Genomic DNA, 17,365 nt, shown 5'->3' on the forward strand with positions numbered 1-17,365 from the left:
TTTTTCTTTTATTCCCAAAAGTAAGATTCTCTATTATTATAAAAAACCTTCTTCTTGCTCATCGCTTTCTAGCTCATCAGTCGATGTTGTTAATAGTTTTGCCAATTTTTCTATTGTCGAATTTTCAAACAATTCGTTTATAGCAATTTGCTTTTGAAAGTCTTTATTAATCTCATTAACCAATTGAATTGCTTTTAATGAATTTCCACCACAGCTAAAGAAATTATCGTACACAGACACATTTTCGCCTTCCAAAACCCTCTGCCAAATTATTGCCAATTTCCTTTCTTCAGCTGTTATAGGCTCCTTTTTGCTTTTTATATGCTTGTCTTTTGATATAGCAAGTGCGCGCTTATATAAATTTCCTACATCTATCTTTCCGTTCTTGCTTTGTGGTAAGATGTTTATTTTTTCAAACTTTATTGGAACCATGTATAACGGTAATACTTTTTTTAGATATTTTTTTAATCTATCTCTGTCCACCTGCTCGTTTTCGCAATAGAAAGCTATTAAATTTTTCTTATCAACACACACAACCTTACTTTGTCTTATGCCAACAAATCTATTAATCGCAGCTTCAATTTCGCCCAACTCTACCCTATACCCATTGATTTTCACCTGATTATCCAGTCTTCCAAGAAATTCAATATTACCGTCATTCCAGTACCGTCCCATATCCCCTGTACAATACAACCGTTCCCCAGTTCTATCTAAGACAACAAATTTTTCCTCTGTTTTTTCTTTATCGTTTAAATATCCCTGCGCGACGCCATCTCCGGCAATATAAAGCGTTCCCGGTATCCAGTCAGGGCAATCTTCCATATTCTGATCCAGAACATAATACTTCTGGTTTGCAAGCGGTTTCCCATACAGAATACTCTTCCAATCTTCCGGCACGACCTCTGGGATCTCGAAATGATTGGACCAGATACTGCCTTCTGTTGCACCTCCAAGAGCAACAATCTCAACATTCTGGAACAGATTACGGATTCTCCCCGGAAGTGACACCGGAACCCAGTCGCCACTCATCATTACCAACCTCAGTGATTGTGAAGTTACCTGTCTTTGATATTCCTCATATTCAGCCAGCATTTCTACAAAAGCTGGCACGCTGTTCCATACGGTAATGTTCTCCTGATTCATCCACTGAATCCAATGTGCCGGATCTTTTCCATATTCCGGATCTGGAAGGACCAATTTTCCGCCTGCGCCTAAAATGCCAAAAACATCATAAACAGACAGGTCAAAATGAAGATTAGAAATTCCAAACGCAGTATCCTGCTCAGTAATCTGATAGCGTGCATTGATATCCAGTATTGTATTAACTGCATTATGGTGGGTAATCATTACTCCTTTCGGCGTCCCGGTTGTTCCCGACGTATAGATCACATACGCAAGATCTCCCACCTTATTCTCCTGTGCTTTGTATTCAGAATTACCTTTTAATCCCGACACAGGAATACAATCCCACTCGTGCATCCATTCGGTATCCTGCTCATCCGCCTGATTCTGCACAAGAATGATTCTTGTTCCACTGTCACGGAGAATCTTTTCAACTCGTTCTCTCGGATTATGGATATCTATCGGAAGATATGCGGCTCCGGCAAACATGATTCCATAAACAGCAACTACCTGCTCCCACCCTTTTTCCATAAATACAGCTACCGTCTCTTCTTTTTTTATTCCCATGCTCTTCAACTGCCCGGAAATGTAAAACGCCTCTTCTTTTATCTCCCTATATGTCATCCGCCTGCTGCACGTTACCAGCGCCTCCTTATCCGGGAATCTGTCTGTCGCCTCCAAAAATAATCCATCCAATGTTTTCTCTTCAAATTCAATCGCCGTTTCATTCGCCTGACGCCGTTTATCTGAAATTTCCGCTGTTACCAAACTTGCCGTTTTTTCCTGCATGATCTCCGGATGAACTGCCAGCGTATGAAGCAGGCCGGTATATGCCCGGAACATCTCATCCAGCATTCCCGGATAAAACAATTCATCTACAGAATCCCAGAACAGGCATAAGCTGCCATCCATTTCAACCACCTGATGATCCAGCCACACCTGCGGTGTCTGTGAAATGTTATAATTCAGTTTTCCAAGCCACTTGCCTTCATTCCACTGCTCCACGCCAAGACCACTGGTAAACACTACCGGCATAATAGCGCCCCGCATATTTCCAGTCTTTTTCTTTAATTCGCGCTCCAGTTCAACCGCGCCATAAGCTGTATGCTCCAGATCTTCTGTAAGCTGCTTCTGAATTGCCTTTGTCCTTTCCGCAAAATTATTCCCTGCATTCTTTATCTCCAGCAATGTCAGTGTTGTAAAATCTCCAACCAGATTGTTCACTTCCGGATGCAATTGTTTCCGGTCAAACTGCGTCAGATTAAGTGTAAAATCCTTATTACTGCTCCACAAGCGGAGAGTCTCCGCATAAGCACTCATCAAAAGAACAGAAGGCGTTACCTCCAGTCTTCCCGCCGCGTCTTTTACAGACAGCCATTCTTTCTGTGACAGTTTTGCGCTCCGGCGACAGAAACGCTGCTCTGTAATCTGGCTTTCGTTCTTTGCAAGCAGCAGATCCGGTGCGTCCGCAAAAGTCTCCACCCGGTCTTCCCAATATTTTTTATCTTTCTCATAAGCAGAGGTAGACTTTATCTGCTCCAGTCCCAGCACGTAATCCCGGAAAGACAAAGTAATCGGCATTTCCGCTTTTCCATTTCGATATACTTCTGCCCACTCATTTAAGAGATGGAACATACTCCAGCCATCAAAGATAATATTATCAAAACTGATATGGATTCTATGCTTCTGGTTCTCTATTTTAGTGATTCGCACATCAAACAGAGGCCATTCATCTGTCTGAATTACCTGATGAGACATCTCTGCCCGTTTTTCATCCAATGCCTTTTCTTTTTCTGTCACTTCCAATTGTCGGATATCCGTCACGTCAATATGATACTGTGGAGTATTCTCCAGTATGCGCTGCATACCATCCGGCTGGATAATAACACGCATCATCCCATGCCTCTGTATCAACAGATTCCATGCCGCCTCTGCGCACTCAGTATCAAGGCCGTCTGCATCCAGTTCAAAATAACAGTGCGTTGCAACATTTCCCAATTCATACAATCCGCTTCTGCCAAGCCAGTAAGCATACTGCACATCGGTTAATGGGAACGGATGATATGCTTCCTCCAGATTCGGTTTGATCTGCAGTGTATCTTCTTTCTGTTCGGACTGTTCAATAGCTTTTGCCAGAGATTTTACGGTCAGATTTTCAAAAATCGTACTGATCGTTATTTTGCAGCCGAAGGTTGTCTGTACTTCCGAGATCAACCTTGTGGCAATCAGCGAGTCTCCCCCAAGGCTAAAATAATTATCTTCAATTCCGATATTTTCATATCCAAATAATTGTTTCCAGATATCTAAAAGCTTTTCTTCTGTTTCTGTCGTTGCCTTTGAAAATCGGATAACCGCAGTTTCTTCTTTAAAATCTTCCCGCAATTGCTTCCTGTTAATCTTCCCATTGGACAATGTTGGGAGCTGCTCCATGAAATGATAGTTCTGTGGAACCATATACTCCGGCAGTTTTTCTGACAGATATTCCCTTAGTGCTCCATTATGATAGGACAGGACAGACGCCTGCTGTCTGCTGCAGCATATACATCTTCCATATCTCTCTGTCACAGCACAGTCTTCGCCCAATCCTGCCTCTGATAAACATTCTCTCCACAGCAGGCAGTCCGGGGTAACCAGCCCTGCTTCTTTTCTCTTGTCCCGAATATCCGCAAAACCCTTTTCCAAAAAAGCCGCTGTAAGTTCCTGAAGGTATGTCCTTACCACAAGGTCAGTCATCAGCAATATTCCGTTTGGCTTCAGTAATTCCGCTACTTTCTTTACCGCATCCGCAGCATCAATATTTCTATGTAAAGCATTTACCGATATCACAACGTCATAACTATGCAAGGACATCTGCTGCTTATCCATGCCTTCTTCCAGATTCAGCATCTCAAACTCGACTCTCTCATATCCCGCAAGTTCTTTCTCTGCTTCCTGCAGAAAATATTTTGAAGAATCCGCATATGTATAAGCCACGCTTACATCTTCCAGTGCATTCAAAAACTGTCTTGTAATTGCAGTGTCCCTTGTACCAATTTCTATAATCTGGAGTGGCTCTTTTCTGCGTTCTTCTGCCAGAAGCCTTAATCCCTGCACCAGTCTTTCCACTGTTTCCTCGCAGCCCGGAATCCTCCGAAGCAGCATATTCGGAGCCAAAGCCGGCTCTTTCTGGTAGAATACGTCCAGCGGAACTTCATTCCCAGTAACCATATGCTTCAGATACGGCTTCAGTTTCTTAAAATACGTTTCCGCATCTCCAGCTTTTTCCGGTACAGCCACTTCCTTCCCGGTACGCGATAGTCTGCCGTCCTCTTCTCTCAGGATTCCTTCCTTCTTTAAAATTTCCAACCATCTTGCCACAGTATTCTTCTGTGTTTCCGTAATGCTCCCTTTTTCAAAAATTTCCTTTTGCGAAAGAACTTCCTTCTCTGATACAAAAATGCCTAACTCTATGAGTGTCTCCAGCATAAGCTGTACACATCTCTGGTCTGCATAGGCAAGGAAATTTTTGTATGCTGTCTTCCGTTCCTGCTGCATCTGCCAATTGCTGACATCATCCTTCAGTTCTTTCCAGCCTCCGCCAAAGATATCTGTGCCGTACAAATACGTTGTAACTTTAGAATCTTCCTGTATCGGCGCTCCGATATAAGCAGCCAGCGTTTTATTGCCATGACCATCACTAACTGTATCAACAACTGCATGAGCCACACCCGGAAACTCCTGAATCGCATGTTCAATTTCTCCCAATTCAATCCTGTGTCCGCGGATCTTTACCTGATGGTCTTTTCTTCCCAAAAATTCAATTGTCTCATCATCCCAGATTCTTCCGAGATCTCCGGTCCGATACCATCTTCCATACTGATCTGTGATAAATTTCTGCCCCGTAAGCGCAGAATCTCCCCTATATCCTTTTGCTACACCAAAACCGCCAATCCAGAGTTCGCCTTCTGCCCAGTAAGGGCAATCCCTTCCATACTCATCCACAACACGATATGCCTGATATCTGAGTGGCTTTCCATAAGGAATAGATTTCCAGTTTTTCGGCATCGGCAGGGTAACATTCTGATAATTGGACCAGATACTTGCCTCTGTAGCTCCTCCCATAGCGACAAACTGGCAATCCTCTGTCCATGCCGCAACCCTCTGCGGGAGATCCATCCCAATCCAATCTCCGGAAAGCATAACCGCCCTGATCGGCAGTTTCTGTTTCATGGATTCCGCCCGTATCAAAAGCATATCCAGAAGCACCGGCACTGAATTCCAAACGGTAATCTGATATTTCAACACTTGTTCCAGCCAGTAATCCGCATTCCTTCTCTCCTGCTCTGGAAGCAATACCAATGTTCCTCCTGCGCCTAAAATTCCAAAAACATCATATACCGACAGGTCAAAATCCATAGCTGATACAGCCAGCGCCCGATCTGCACTTGTCACATGGTACTTTTCATTAATATCCTGAACCGTATTCCATGCGCTTTCATGCGCAATCTCTACACCCTTCGGAACACCTGTAGAGCCTGACGTCATGATGATATAGGCGCTGTCCTTCGGCGACACCTCTGGCAGTCTCACATTTTCCTGTCCCTCTTCCATACCTTCCATCACAAGGATTTCCGTACCTTCCGGCCAGTCCAGTTTTTCGGATAATTCCCGATTCGTGACCACATAGCGGACTCCCGTCTTCTCATGGATTAACGCTCTCCGATCTTTAGGCTGGCTTAAGCTGACCGAAAGGTATGAATTTCCGGAAAGCAAAATTCCTAATGCCGCCTCGATCTGTTCTATCCCGCGCGGCAGGGTAAGTGCAACTGGGACTCCCTTAATATCCTTTTCTGAAATCCCTGCCGCCACTGCTGTCGCCCGTGCTTTTAATTCCCCATAGGAAACCGATCTTCCGCTTCCCGCATCAATAAGCGCAATATCTTCCGGGCAAACTTCCGCATGGTTCATAACAGCCCAATGCAGGCATTCCACACGCTCCGGCACTCCTGTACGCGCTGTATCTTCAATTTCTCTTTTTCTTTTTTCAGGAAGCACATCAAATCGCTGATTCCAGTCCTTCTTTCCCAATTCATGCAGAAGATTCTCAAAACACTCCAGCATATCCGGGATCATATTCTCCGGGAATAACTTATCCACGCTGTCCCATGTAAGCTGTACGCCATTTTCATCTTCATAACTCTGGAAGTCATTCCACACCTGCGGCGTTTGGGAAATCATATAGGAAAACTGCCCCAGTTCTTTCCGGAACGTATCATTTACCAACGGCGTTCCCAGATTGCAGGCAAAAACAACCGGCGCCACTGCCGATGCGTCTCCATACATCTGTGCAAGGTCTCTCTGGACTTGCACGCCAGAATATGCCGTATACTTCATATCCTCATGGAGCTGCTTCTGGATCCTGTCTAGCAATTCTGCAAACGTCGGATTCCCTTCGCAGTCAATCTCCAGCAATAACAGTGTAGTGAAATCTGCTATCACGTCTTCCAATCCCTGCTGCTCTGTTTTCCGGTTAAACAATGGAATATTAATAAGGAAACGATGATTCCTGCTCCACCGTTCCAAAACCGTCGCATATGCAGTAAGAAGAACCATTGCCGGAGTTGTCTGGTATTCCTTTGCCCGTACTTGCAGATGAGCCCACTCTTCCTTGCCAATCCTTACAATCCTGCGGTTGAATACAGTCTTTGTCACTTCCTGCGGCCGTTTTGCCAGTGGCAGGCCTGGCCCTTTCGGCAAATGTTCCAAGCGTTTTTTCCAGTATCCTTCTGCATTGTTTCTCTCTTCCTTATCTTCCTCTTTTTGCCGTTCCAGATAAGAAGCAAAATTCCACCCTTTTGATTCTGCCGGAAGGCTTTCTCCGCGATAGGCAGCCGCCAAATCCCTCAATAAGATCTGCAAACTCTGTACATCGGCAACCAAAAGTGCCATATCCACGTGCATGCGTGCCCTATTTTCAGGAAAAAGCGTAAGCTCTATTCCTGCCACTTCGCCTTCCTCGATCTTTAGCTTCCGATGGGATAAACGTTCTCTGACAGATACTGCCATTACCTCTGCTTCCTCAGATGACATCCGTGAAAAATCATGAACCTTTATTTTTTCACAATACGGCTTATCCAGGATTTTCTGTGTCCCATCTTCCAAAAAGCAGGCACGCAGCATGGGATGATGATACTGCAGCACATTCCATGCTTTTTCCAGACGCTCCGGATCTATATTTCCCCCATCAAACTCTAAATACGCATGACAGTCTATTCCTCCAAGAGCCTGTTCTTCATCCCTGCCAACCCAATATGCATACTGTACGTCTGTTAAAGGAAACGGCTGTTTCATATCCTTTTCCGGCGTTATCTTAGATTCTTGCGCCCGTTTTTTGCCCGCTTTTTTCTTCATGCTGCGCTGGATCAGCGCCCACCAGCCTTCAAGGGTAGGATTTTCCATCAATGAACCGAATGAAACCTTAACCCCCTGTTTTCTCCACTGGTTTACCAGACGCATGATCGTCAGGGATGAAAGCCCAAGCTCCAGCAGATTTTCGGAATCCCCCAAATCTCTGGCTACCGGCAGCTTTTGTTTGATCTGTTCCTTTATCTCTATATATTCCATGATTCTGTCTCCTTCTATTTTTCCTGCGCCATCCGTTCTAATGCTTTCTTATCTATTTTTCCTACGCTGGTCAGCGGCCATGTCTCTACCCGTTCTATCTGATCCGGCATTTTATACGCCGCAATGCCTATTTCCCGCAGGAACCTGTGGATTTCCTGTAAATCAATCCCGGCTTCATCATCGGTCACAAGGAATGCACATATCCGGTTTCCAAGGGTTTCATCCGGAACGCCGACAACGGCTGCCTCTTTGATTTTCGAATGCCTGCAAAGGTAAGCTTCAATCTCTGAAGGCATGATCTTTTCTCCGGCGCGGTTAATCTGCTCTTTGATCCTCCCGCCCAAACGTAACCTTCCGTCTTTCGTCCACATAGCTTTATCGCCCGTCCGGTAAAATCCGTCCGGCGTAAAGCTCTTTTTATTCGCTTCCTCCGCCATATAATAACCATCAATCGTATACGGGCCTCTGGATAATAATTCCCCAAAAACTCCTTCCGGTACGGCCTTATCTTCTTCATCCACAATCTTCACTTCATCCGCAGGAGACACCGGAGTTCCCTGACATCTTGCGATCAGGGAACCTTCATCCTCCGGGCTAGTAAAGGACAGTAGCCCCTCCGCCGTACCAAATACCTGCATCAGTTTACACGGCCATTCTTCAATGATCTTATCCGCAAGGGAATCTTCCAGCATTGCGCCGCCCACCTGCAAAATCCGCAGGCTGGATATATCATAATTTTCATCCCATTCCAGCATTTCCATGCACACAGTAACCATAGCAGGAACCAATGCCGTTATCGTGACACCTTCCTCTGTAATTGCGTCAAGGATATCATCCGGGCTGGTCGCAGACGCAAGCACAACTTTTCCTCCCACGTCCAGCGTGCCTAAAAGCCCCGGGCAGCATAATGGGAAATTATGAGCTACCGGAAGAGACGCCAGATAAACGTCACTGCTATCCAAGCGGCATCTCTTCGCGGACATGCGGGCATTATACATATAATCCGTATGGGTGCGCGGAATCAGTTTCGGAACCCCTGTCGTCCCGCCGGACAGCAAAAGCACCGCCGTTTCATACCCATCCACAGCCGGAAATGCTCCATTTTCTCCACACGTTTCCGCAATCATTCCACTGATATCCCCGGATTCGCTATCTACAAATATATGCCGGATACATGAATATTTCTCTTTCATCGCATTTGCCATCGGCACATATGAAAATCCCAGATATTTCTCCACCACAATATAAGCGGCCGGCTTTGCCAGTTCAATAATTCCTTCCAGTTCCGCCTCCCTGTGGGCCGGCAGCATCATGATTGGCACCGCCCCAATCTTGGAAAGCGCAAAAAACACGATCACAAAAGAAATCCTATTCGGAAGCTGCACAAGCACTTTGTCTCCCTTTAAAATCCCTTTACGCAGAAAAGCTGCCGCAAGACAATCTGCTTTTTGCTTTAATTCCATATAACTGATCTCGTCTTCGCTGTCCGTGACCGCAGTTCTTTCTCCATATTTTTCCGCCCACTTATCAAGCTGCTCTCCAAAGCCGCATCGTTCCCATCCTTCCAGATGCTCGTATTTGCTCATATCCTTCTTATAACTCATTTGATTTGTCTCCTTTCTTATGCGCCGCCACATACGCAGCATATCCCTCAATCTTTACCGGATACAAATGCCATCCCTGGCCTTTCCTGCCTTTTTCTGTAATTTCCCCGTTTCTGACAGAGAAGAAATCCATTCCTCTTCCCAATCCAATACCGATCGCTTTTACATACGCTTCTTTCGCCGCCCAATACTGGAAAAACAGTTCCGGTCCCTCATTTATTACATCTTCCGCTTCTTCTGCCGTATAGAAATTCCCGGCTATCTCCCTGTAATCCGGGCATCCTGCCATTTCCTGCACATCCACTCCGATATCCATTCCGACAGCGAATCCCTCCAGTATGAATTCCCCCGAATGCGAAATATTAAAATTGACTGTCTGCTTTCCTGCGATTTCTTTATGATAAGGCTTACCCAGTTCATTGACAGAAAAATCAATCGTTTCCATATCTAAGTATCTTTTTAAGAGGATCCGCACGACAACCTTCCCGGCTATATAACGCATCCTGTCTTCAGGAAAACGGAATCTTCCGGCTTGCTCCAATTCCTGCCCACTCAGGATATATTCATGGTTCTTCCAGAAATCTGTCATTTCAGGCCAGCGGATACACCATATATGTATCTCATTTTCACGGATATAAAGTTTGTCTGCTGACAGAAATTCCTTTTCTCCGTATCGTTTAATCTCCATTTTTCATTCTCTAAAGCAGTCTCATGACCTCACTTATTACTTCGTCTTCACAATCCCGCAGATAAAAATGTCCTCCCGGAAATATCCGGTAGTTAAAATCATTGTCCGTATACTTTCCCCATTCCAAGATCGCACTCTCATCCGCTTCTCCGTCCTTTTCTCCGCCAAATGCAGCGATAGGCGTATGCAGCACTATTCCCGCCTTGTCATAATACGTTTCATCCATGGTAAAATCTGCCCGCAGCATAGGCAGAAAGAAATCCAGCAATTCCTGGTTCTCCAGTACCTCCTTGGGCGTCCCTTCAAATCTCCCCAGTTCCCTCTTAAACTCTTCATCCGGAAGATGATAGATTGGATTTGGCTCCGGAATACTAGGAACCCGGCTGCCGGAAATAAACAGGCATTTTGCAGTATATCCCGCTGCCTCCAACCGTTTTTCCAGCTCATAGGCGATCTTCCCACCCATACTGTGTCCCCATAAGGCATACGGTCCGTACACAACCTTTCTTACAGCCTCTTCCAGGTCATCTAACATAACCGACATATCTATATACGGTTTCTCCATGATCTGTTCTTCCCTTCCCGGAAGCTGAACTGGGCATACCGTTACTTTCCCCTGCATCTTTTTCGCCCACTGGTTATAAGCAGAAGCACCGCCTCCTGCAAACGGCAGGCAGAACAAGGTTATTTTCTCTTTGTTGATATTTTCTGTATTTTTTATCAATTTCAAATTCACTTTTATATTCCTCTTGTATCATGTTCTTTTTGTTCTGTTTATCATCCTTTTGCAATACGCTTTTCCCAGGTATTTCTTATTCCTATCATGGATTAGTTCACTCTAACTCTTTATCAAAAAAAATTTTGGTCCATCCTAATATTAAACCAGACGCCAAAACAATATGCGCTACCATAATCCCGTTTACGATCAGGGAATATCCAATCACAGAAAAAACACCTGCTATCGCGCATTCAATAACTAAAATTACCCTCGCGCGCATCCCATAAACTTTTTTCTCTTTCGCATCCAACTTCTTGCTGCTGGCATCTACCGGCGCCATGATAAATATAACGCCAACCGCGACAAACCATATGATCCGCATTTGCCATATTACAGCCGGAGCAGACGCCAGATACAGACTGCATAGAAGGACAAGGATACCGGAAACAGCCATGCAGCCCCCTGCCTTTTCCAAATGAATCCCTCCGGCATACTGCCTTAAAACAGTAAAGGGCAATAAAAAGACTATCATCTCCATCCAATTCCCCGTTATGATGCCAAGTATGACGATGATAAGGTATATTACCACCCTGCCCAGCAGTACGCCGTAAGCATATTCATACAGCCTGCGGTCTTTCTCTTCAAGAATCCCATTCCTGCTTTGTAGTTCAAAAAGCCGACCAGCCATTTTTTTCCACACTAGAATTTCCTCATTTTCTTAACTTCTTCCGGCTCATCTTCCTGATAGTACAGCCAGTTGCACGCCAGATTTGCCGTATACGCCGTCAAGCAGAGTGCAAGACAGTTTACAGCTCCAAGCAGTTTGATTCCCAGGTTTTTTCTGATTATTTTTTTCATAGTTACAAAGCCTCCTTTTTTCCGAAAGTTTACACAAAAATCGCCCTCTTTTCAATTACCGTGGCAAAAACGGTAACTTTTTGGGCGATTTTTGCACATCTTTATTTTATTGTAAAGATAAGCTTAACAGAGAACTCCCGTTCTCCGGCCTCCACTCTCATAATTCCCGCATACTTTTTAACCAGTTTTCCCACCGTATGCAGTCCGATCCCGTGACTGTCTGCATCTCTTTTGGTGCTTATGTACCGGTCCTTGTCCTTTAACAGTGGAACAACATACCCGTTGCAAAATTCCATAACAAGGAAATGTTCCTCATTTCCCATATACATCCTGCATTCCACATATCGGCCATCTTTTGTCTTTTCTGCCGCTTCCAGTGCGTTATCCAAAAGATTACCTACGATTGAGATCATATCCAGTTCTTCCAGAAAGTCCAGCCTGAGATCATTACCCAGAGTAATCTTATAGGAAATATTTTTAGATTCCGCAAGGAATTTCCTTTCGCACAGGATGCTGTTCAAGATCGGGTGTTCGCAATACACACCTTTTTGAAGGCTCTGAATCCGGACACCTAAATGTTCCATAATCTCCTTAACCTCTTGATTTTCTCCTTCTTCCATCAAACCGGCTACTGTACAAATGAATTTATTTATATCGTGTAAGAATGCCCTGTTATCCTCATTGACCTTATTCATATACTGTAAATTAGCAATCTCCGCCCTGCTTTTCTGGTAAAGCCGGTCCATCTTCTTCACTTCTTCTGATTTCTCTACAAACCGGTCAAACACTGAGAAAATGAAGATATTCGTCAATAGCAGCAGCGAAGCTCCTACCGGAACCATAACCCTGTTCATTCCTTCAAAAGAAATATTTGAATAAAACACACATCCTAATATAATGATCGTAGCGGTTGGCAGCATGAGCAGCACAGTAAAAGTTTTATTCTCAATCGTCAGATAATCCCTTTTTCTCGTTACCTGATTAATGCATTTAATAAACAGAAATGTCATGGTACTCATCAGTAGTAGCGCTAATGTTTTTTCTATTTCCGTCCCAAAACCCTCAGATGCACCAGTCACGCCATACGCATTCGTAAGCGTTGCAAAGAGAAATTCAGGAATAATTGCCAGCACATAATAGCAGCATACTATAACCAGCTTCTTCCATATATTTCCCCGGAACACAACCATTGACACAATCATATACGTTACCGGAATCATTACCATATTAAATATTGAGGATTCCAAGTGGTTGATTCCGAGCATTATCAGCGCTACGACAAAATATACGAGAAATTTTCCCCAAAAGTTTTCTCTTCTGTATGGAAGCATGTTCTTTTCCAGATCTTCCAACAGATACATCTGAAGAAGGCAGATCAAAAAATCTCTTACTATCATACCATGCCGTTCCTTTCCCCAAGAAACATGATCAGAGCGTCAGCAAACTGACCTTTTCTCGACCTTGAAACATTCAATTGGATTCCCATCTGTAGCAGCGCCACATTCTTTTCCAATCCTTCCACTTTCGCCAGATTTACAATATAACTGTTATGTGCATACTCAAATCCCCTTCCGGCCAGACGTTCATATAAATCGCCTAAAGATTCCTTACAATGTATCTCATCTATCTCCCCCTGCCTAGCAACGTATATAGAGCAACCCCTTTTCGCCAGACAGATATATAAAATGTCTTCCGTATAGATACGAATTACTCTTCCCGCTGATGTAACCGTCACGGAAGAATCTCCACAGTGCAATTTTACTTTTGATAAAATCGCAGGGATTTCCCTTTTCAGACTTCTGTCATGCAAGTCTTTCATAATATACCGGAACGGCTGCCCAATATTGATGCTGTCTGAAGTCGGCTCAAAGTATCCGGAGCAGAACACCAATATCGCTGCTTCATTATATTCCCTCAGCTTCAGTACTGTTTTATTTCCATCCAATCCAGGCATACGCATATCCATAAAAATCAGATCATGCAAAATATCCGCATCTTCCAATAATTCTTTTCCTGATTCATATTCATAAAACCGTATCTCATTCGAAGACAGAATCCCTTCCGTTTCTATGACCGTCTTTATTTTCTCCCTGTATTCTTTATCATCGTCGCAAATTGCTATTTTACACATATTCATCCTCCAGTGTTAGTTTCTTCTAACCCTTTCCCATAAAAAAACCATCTTGCAGAATCTGAATCCTAAGATTATTTACCTGTTCCTATAACTCCGGTTCCAAATCTGCAAAGATGGGATCTTCAAAAAATTCCTGTATTGTAATATCCAATCCATCGCATATCTTTTTAATTGTAACTACGCCAGCATTCCTGCTTTGTCCATACAAAATATTTTTCAGTGTTGAAGGCGGGACGCCTGAGCGCACCGCCGCTTCATTCACTGTGATATCTTTCTGCTTAATCAGATCGTTTAACCGATATATGACCGCTGTTTTTATATCCACGGTATCGACCACCTTTTTTTCTTCTATTTTATATAAATCGGCTTTAAAAGGTCGCCCATATATAGTCTTTTTGATCTATGCACGATATTTTTTTAACAGTTTTTCTTATTCTAGCAGAAATCCGCTAAATTTCTATATTTTATTAGATACATGAAACCCTGTGAGAACATTTCTGATCCTACGCAGGGTTTTCCACTTTGTTATAAAATTTTTATATTTTGCAGTATGCTGGATCGGGGTTATCATTCAACTTTCCTTCTGCTGCCGATTGTAAAAACATATTTTTACGAATAAATATTCAGCAGTTCTTCCGGAGAAAGCAGTGTAATCCAAAAGGAAAGAAAATCCTTTTTATTCCTTGTCACAATCGCATCACACTGATTCTCCTTCGTACAAGTTGCAAGTAGGCAGTCTTCAAAATCAGATACTCTCTGCAAATAAGCAGGCAGCACATCTTCGTTCGTCACTGTCAGCACTTTTGCTATGTCCAAAACGGAGCCAAGTGCCTTTCTATAAATTTATACCGTTCTTACATCCCGATCAGCTCCTCTCTCCAGCTCATCTTTTCCCTGCTTTTCTTGGATTTTTCTCTTATTGATTTCCAGTCGTTCATGAATAGATGGCTTCTTTGCCTTCGTAGTTGCTTTATTCTTTTCTGTTTGCATACTCGAAACTACCTTTTTCACAGCTTTGTCATTATCCCCTTTTGTCACATTCGCTGCTCTTGACGCTTCTACTCTGCTGTCCTGCTTTTCTGCAACCTGCCGTTCCTGCTTTTCCTGCACACTTTTTTCTTCCAGACTGCAAAAGCTCTGCAAATATGGCAGCACATGGTTCTGCATATCGGTCAGATCTTCCATACACTTCTGAAACTCTTCATTTCCCTTGTTTTTCAGATAACCAATCCAGCTTTCATCCGTAAGTTTCAGTTCATTTTGGAGTTTCAGCTGACTTAAAATACCGCCATTTCCTGTTCCAATATCTATTTTCCCTTTGAAATGTTGCATCATTTTATCGCCTTTTTCCGCATAATATATAGTAAAAAACATCTGGGCTGTTACCATCGGCTCATCCGTCCTCGGATTACGGTCTGCGTACCATTCCTTATCCTTCTGTGCAGTACGGGAATCCAGATCTGAGAGCTTCTGACAGCGTGGTTCCATCAGCTCTCGCTTTTCACAGTAATTCACATACACCATCGGCTCTGTTTCTTTGGATATATCTGGTTCGTAGGATTTCAGCCGTTCCAGCAAAACACCTGCCCACACGGACTGCTCACAGTCTTCTTCAATCACATCCTTCAGAAAGGAAATATAAGAACCAACATTTCCACTTTGCAGATCCAGCATGACTTCCTGTATGGTATCCTGCCCTGGCTCTACATGGTCCCGATAGTCATACGGATCGAAGTCTTCCGCAATCTCATCCAATGCTGCTGCCAGTTCTTCTGTTGTCATTTTTTTCGGATACATTGCCTCACGCACATCCTGAATCGGGATATATTTATAATCAGGCAATGCTTTATGAATCTTCTCCAAACCTTCACGCACCACCGGCTGATCTTTTAAAAACCGCACATTATCCAAGAAGTCGCCGTGTATCGTTGTTCCCATTACAATTAACAGTTCTGTTTCATCAAACAAGCTATCCTCCGGATCACGATAAATAATCCCCATTCCACTGCCTTTATAAGCGTTTTCCGGATCTTCTCTGTACTTCTCATAGATTGCTGCGATTTCTTTCACATCTGTGCTTTTCTCATAAGCTCCCATATCATGAATTTCATCACATTCTGCAGCATAATATTCCAGATAAGCTTCTTTCTTAGGCGGCATATTATTGAGTACATTATCAATCATGTTATAATTGGCCTCTTCCAGTTCCTCCACCTTTGCCAATGGCTTATATTCGCCCTGGCTTTTCTGAATCTCTGCCATTACAACTTCATCCATTTCTTCTACTTTCTCCATCAACCGATCATAATCTCCACGGATGCGTTCTCCAGTCCAGCCTTCGTCTTCCAAAAGTTCCTCCGCCGCTTCTTCAATAGAAATTTCATCATTCTCATAAACGCCACCATCCATCAAGCGGAAATCTTCATCGTAAAAGGAATAATCATATCCTTCTTCTGTTCTCTGAATAGCAAAGTAACGTTCTCCTACCTCATATGCCAGTTCACTAAGGACCTGTTCTTCCAGATTCAGGAAAGAATCTAGCTGTTCAAAACTGATACTGTCTACAAAATGAGCAGTTACTTTTTCCCCGTCATTCAGAACTACGATATCACTGACAGACAGGGAATGCCCACGGAAATCTTCCGGTCTATCAATGTTGAATCTTTCAAAAATATCATCCAGTGACATATTTCCTGATAATTCACCAACATAGACCAGCTTGTAATCTTCTTTTTTTATCTTCATACCATGACTTTCAATAAAACTCATATTCATAAAAGCATAGTTTTCGCCCGGTGAATCATCCCGGATCTGATAAATACCAAATACCCTTCTTGTTCCTAACAACAGGTTTGCTTCTTTCAATGACTGAATCTGTGGATATTTCTGCATTTCCCATTCCAGGTTACGGAAACGCTCCAGTTCTGTCATAGACATCTGATAATGCTCTGGTCCTCGTTCAATTTCCATACGTTCTGTGACATACATCGGTGATGAAAAATTAGTGATCAGATAGATATCTGCTCCTGCATCGTATAATTTCAGTGCTTCTTCCTGCTCAATGACACTCATAGGCTCCTGAAATGCTCCTAAATTTTCTTCTGCATAATCTAGGTTGTTATCCTTTATCCGTTCCCACATCTGCAATTCCATTCCAAACAAACCGTCGTGTGCCTGTATCATTTCTTTACTCGCATATTCACCTTTACTGCCATCACTTCCAAGGCAATAAATCTTAGAACCCATTCTGTGATAATCCAAGGCTGCTTCTTTTCTAAGTGGCACCATATCTTCTGCTGTATATCCATAGTCACGTAATTCCAGCTTACCTATGGTTGGATCCAGCAGTTCTTGAATATCCATTCTTGCGTCATCCAGCAAATCCTCTACACCTTCTTGATCTGCCTGACTCACTGCATCTGCCAGATTTCTTACCAAATTCCTAACTTTCTCTTCCTCGCCGATCAGATTCGCATATTCAAAAATCTGTTCTTTTACATCTGTTGAAAATTCTATATCTCTACGCTCTGCCTGAGCAATCCGTTCCTGCGTATATTCCTGCATTTTCTGCGTTTCTTTTCCTGTTATCATACTTCTCGCCATTCAAATTCCTCCTGTGTTCTAAAAAATGGCATAAC

The 17,365-nt window shown here is 43.4% G+C and carries 11 protein-coding genes; all 11 read right to left on the reverse strand.

Translation table 11 applies throughout. The features are described from left to right. Positions 1 to 36 precede the first annotated feature (36 nt). Positions 37 to 7,725: a non-ribosomal peptide synthetase gene (locus OCV61_RS12095; RefSeq protein ID WP_055057319.1), complete on the reverse strand. Its 7,689-nt coding sequence runs from the start codon at positions 7,723 to 7,725 to the stop codon at positions 37 to 39. A 14-nt stretch (positions 7,726 to 7,739) separates the two neighbouring features. Then, positions 7,740 to 9,329: a (2,3-dihydroxybenzoyl)adenylate synthase gene (locus tag OCV61_RS12100; protein ID WP_055057318.1), complete on the reverse strand. Its 1,590-nt coding sequence runs from the start codon at positions 9,327 to 9,329 to the stop codon at positions 7,740 to 7,742. Beyond that, entirely contained in the window at positions 9,319 to 10,017 is a 699-nt protein-coding gene (locus OCV61_RS12105) for a 4'-phosphopantetheinyl transferase family protein (protein ID WP_055057317.1), read from the reverse strand. The genes OCV61_RS12100 and OCV61_RS12105 overlap by 11 nt, the downstream gene beginning before the upstream one ends. A 10-nt stretch (positions 10,018 to 10,027) precedes the next feature. Beyond that, positions 10,028 to 10,753, reverse strand: a complete 726-nt coding sequence (locus OCV61_RS12110) for a thioesterase II family protein (RefSeq protein WP_055057316.1) — start codon at positions 10,751 to 10,753, stop codon at positions 10,028 to 10,030. Positions 10,754 to 10,850: 97 nt separating this feature from the next. Next, positions 10,851 to 11,435 carry an accessory gene regulator ArgB-like protein gene (locus tag OCV61_RS12115; protein ID WP_005344227.1) on the reverse strand — a complete coding sequence of 195 codons (585 nt, stop codon included), beginning with the start codon at positions 11,433 to 11,435 and terminating at the stop codon, positions 10,851 to 10,853. Continuing rightward, positions 11,435 to 11,593, reverse strand: coding sequence for a cyclic lactone autoinducer peptide (locus tag OCV61_RS12120; protein ID WP_005344225.1), 159 nt, complete (start codon positions 11,591 to 11,593; stop codon positions 11,435 to 11,437). The genes OCV61_RS12115 and OCV61_RS12120 overlap by 1 nt, the downstream gene beginning before the upstream one ends. A 101-nt stretch (positions 11,594 to 11,694) precedes the next feature. After that, positions 11,695 to 12,990: a sensor histidine kinase gene (locus OCV61_RS12125; protein WP_055057315.1), complete on the reverse strand. Its 1,296-nt coding sequence runs from the start codon at positions 12,988 to 12,990 to the stop codon at positions 11,695 to 11,697. After that, on the reverse strand, positions 12,987 to 13,724 hold the full coding sequence (locus OCV61_RS12130) for a LytR/AlgR family response regulator transcription factor (RefSeq protein WP_055057314.1): 738 nt from the start codon (positions 13,722 to 13,724) through the stop codon (positions 12,987 to 12,989). Before OCV61_RS12130 ends, OCV61_RS12125 begins: the two co-directional genes overlap by 4 nt. Positions 13,725 to 13,812: 88 nt before the next feature. Further along, positions 13,813 to 14,052, reverse strand: coding sequence for a helix-turn-helix domain-containing protein (locus OCV61_RS12135; protein WP_008688092.1), 240 nt, complete (start codon positions 14,050 to 14,052; stop codon positions 13,813 to 13,815). Positions 14,053 to 14,336: 284 nt separating this feature from the next. Beyond that, positions 14,337 to 14,543, reverse strand: coding sequence for a PIN domain-containing protein (locus OCV61_RS12140; protein WP_024728263.1), 207 nt, complete (start codon positions 14,541 to 14,543; stop codon positions 14,337 to 14,339). Positions 14,544 to 14,570: 27 nt separating this feature from the next. Beyond that, positions 14,571 to 17,330, reverse strand: coding sequence for a YodL domain-containing protein (locus OCV61_RS12145; protein ID WP_055057313.1), 2,760 nt, complete (start codon positions 17,328 to 17,330; stop codon positions 14,571 to 14,573). Between the last annotated feature and the right edge of the window lie 35 nt (positions 17,331 to 17,365).

Source organism: Blautia ammoniilytica (assembly GCF_025566965.1).
GTDB lineage: Bacteria > Bacillota > Clostridia > Lachnospirales > Lachnospiraceae > Blautia_A > Blautia_A ammoniilytica.

Bases quoted from the DNA above. Each gene is read 5' to 3' on its own strand.
- OCV61_RS12130 (WP_055057314.1), bottom strand. From the start codon at position 13,724: ATGTGTAAAATAGCAATTTGCGACGATGATAAAGAATACAGGGAGAAA.
- OCV61_RS12145 (WP_055057313.1), bottom strand. From the start codon at position 17,330: ATGGCGAGAAGTATGATAACAGGAAAAGAAACGCAGAAAATGCAGGAA.
- OCV61_RS12120 (WP_005344225.1), bottom strand. From the start codon at position 11,593: ATGAAAAAAATAATCAGAAAAAACCTGGGAATCAAACTGCTTGGAGCT.
- OCV61_RS12100 (WP_055057318.1), bottom strand. From the start codon at position 9,329: ATGAGTTATAAGAAGGATATGAGCAAATACGAGCATCTGGAAGGATGG.
- OCV61_RS12125 (WP_055057315.1), bottom strand. From the start codon at position 12,990: ATGATAGTAAGAGATTTTTTGATCTGCCTTCTTCAGATGTATCTGTTG.
- OCV61_RS12095 (WP_055057319.1), bottom strand. From the start codon at position 7,725: ATGGAATATATAGAGATAAAGGAACAGATCAAACAAAAGCTGCCGGTA.
- OCV61_RS12105 (WP_055057317.1), bottom strand. From the start codon at position 10,017: ATGGAGATTAAACGATACGGAGAAAAGGAATTTCTGTCAGCAGACAAA.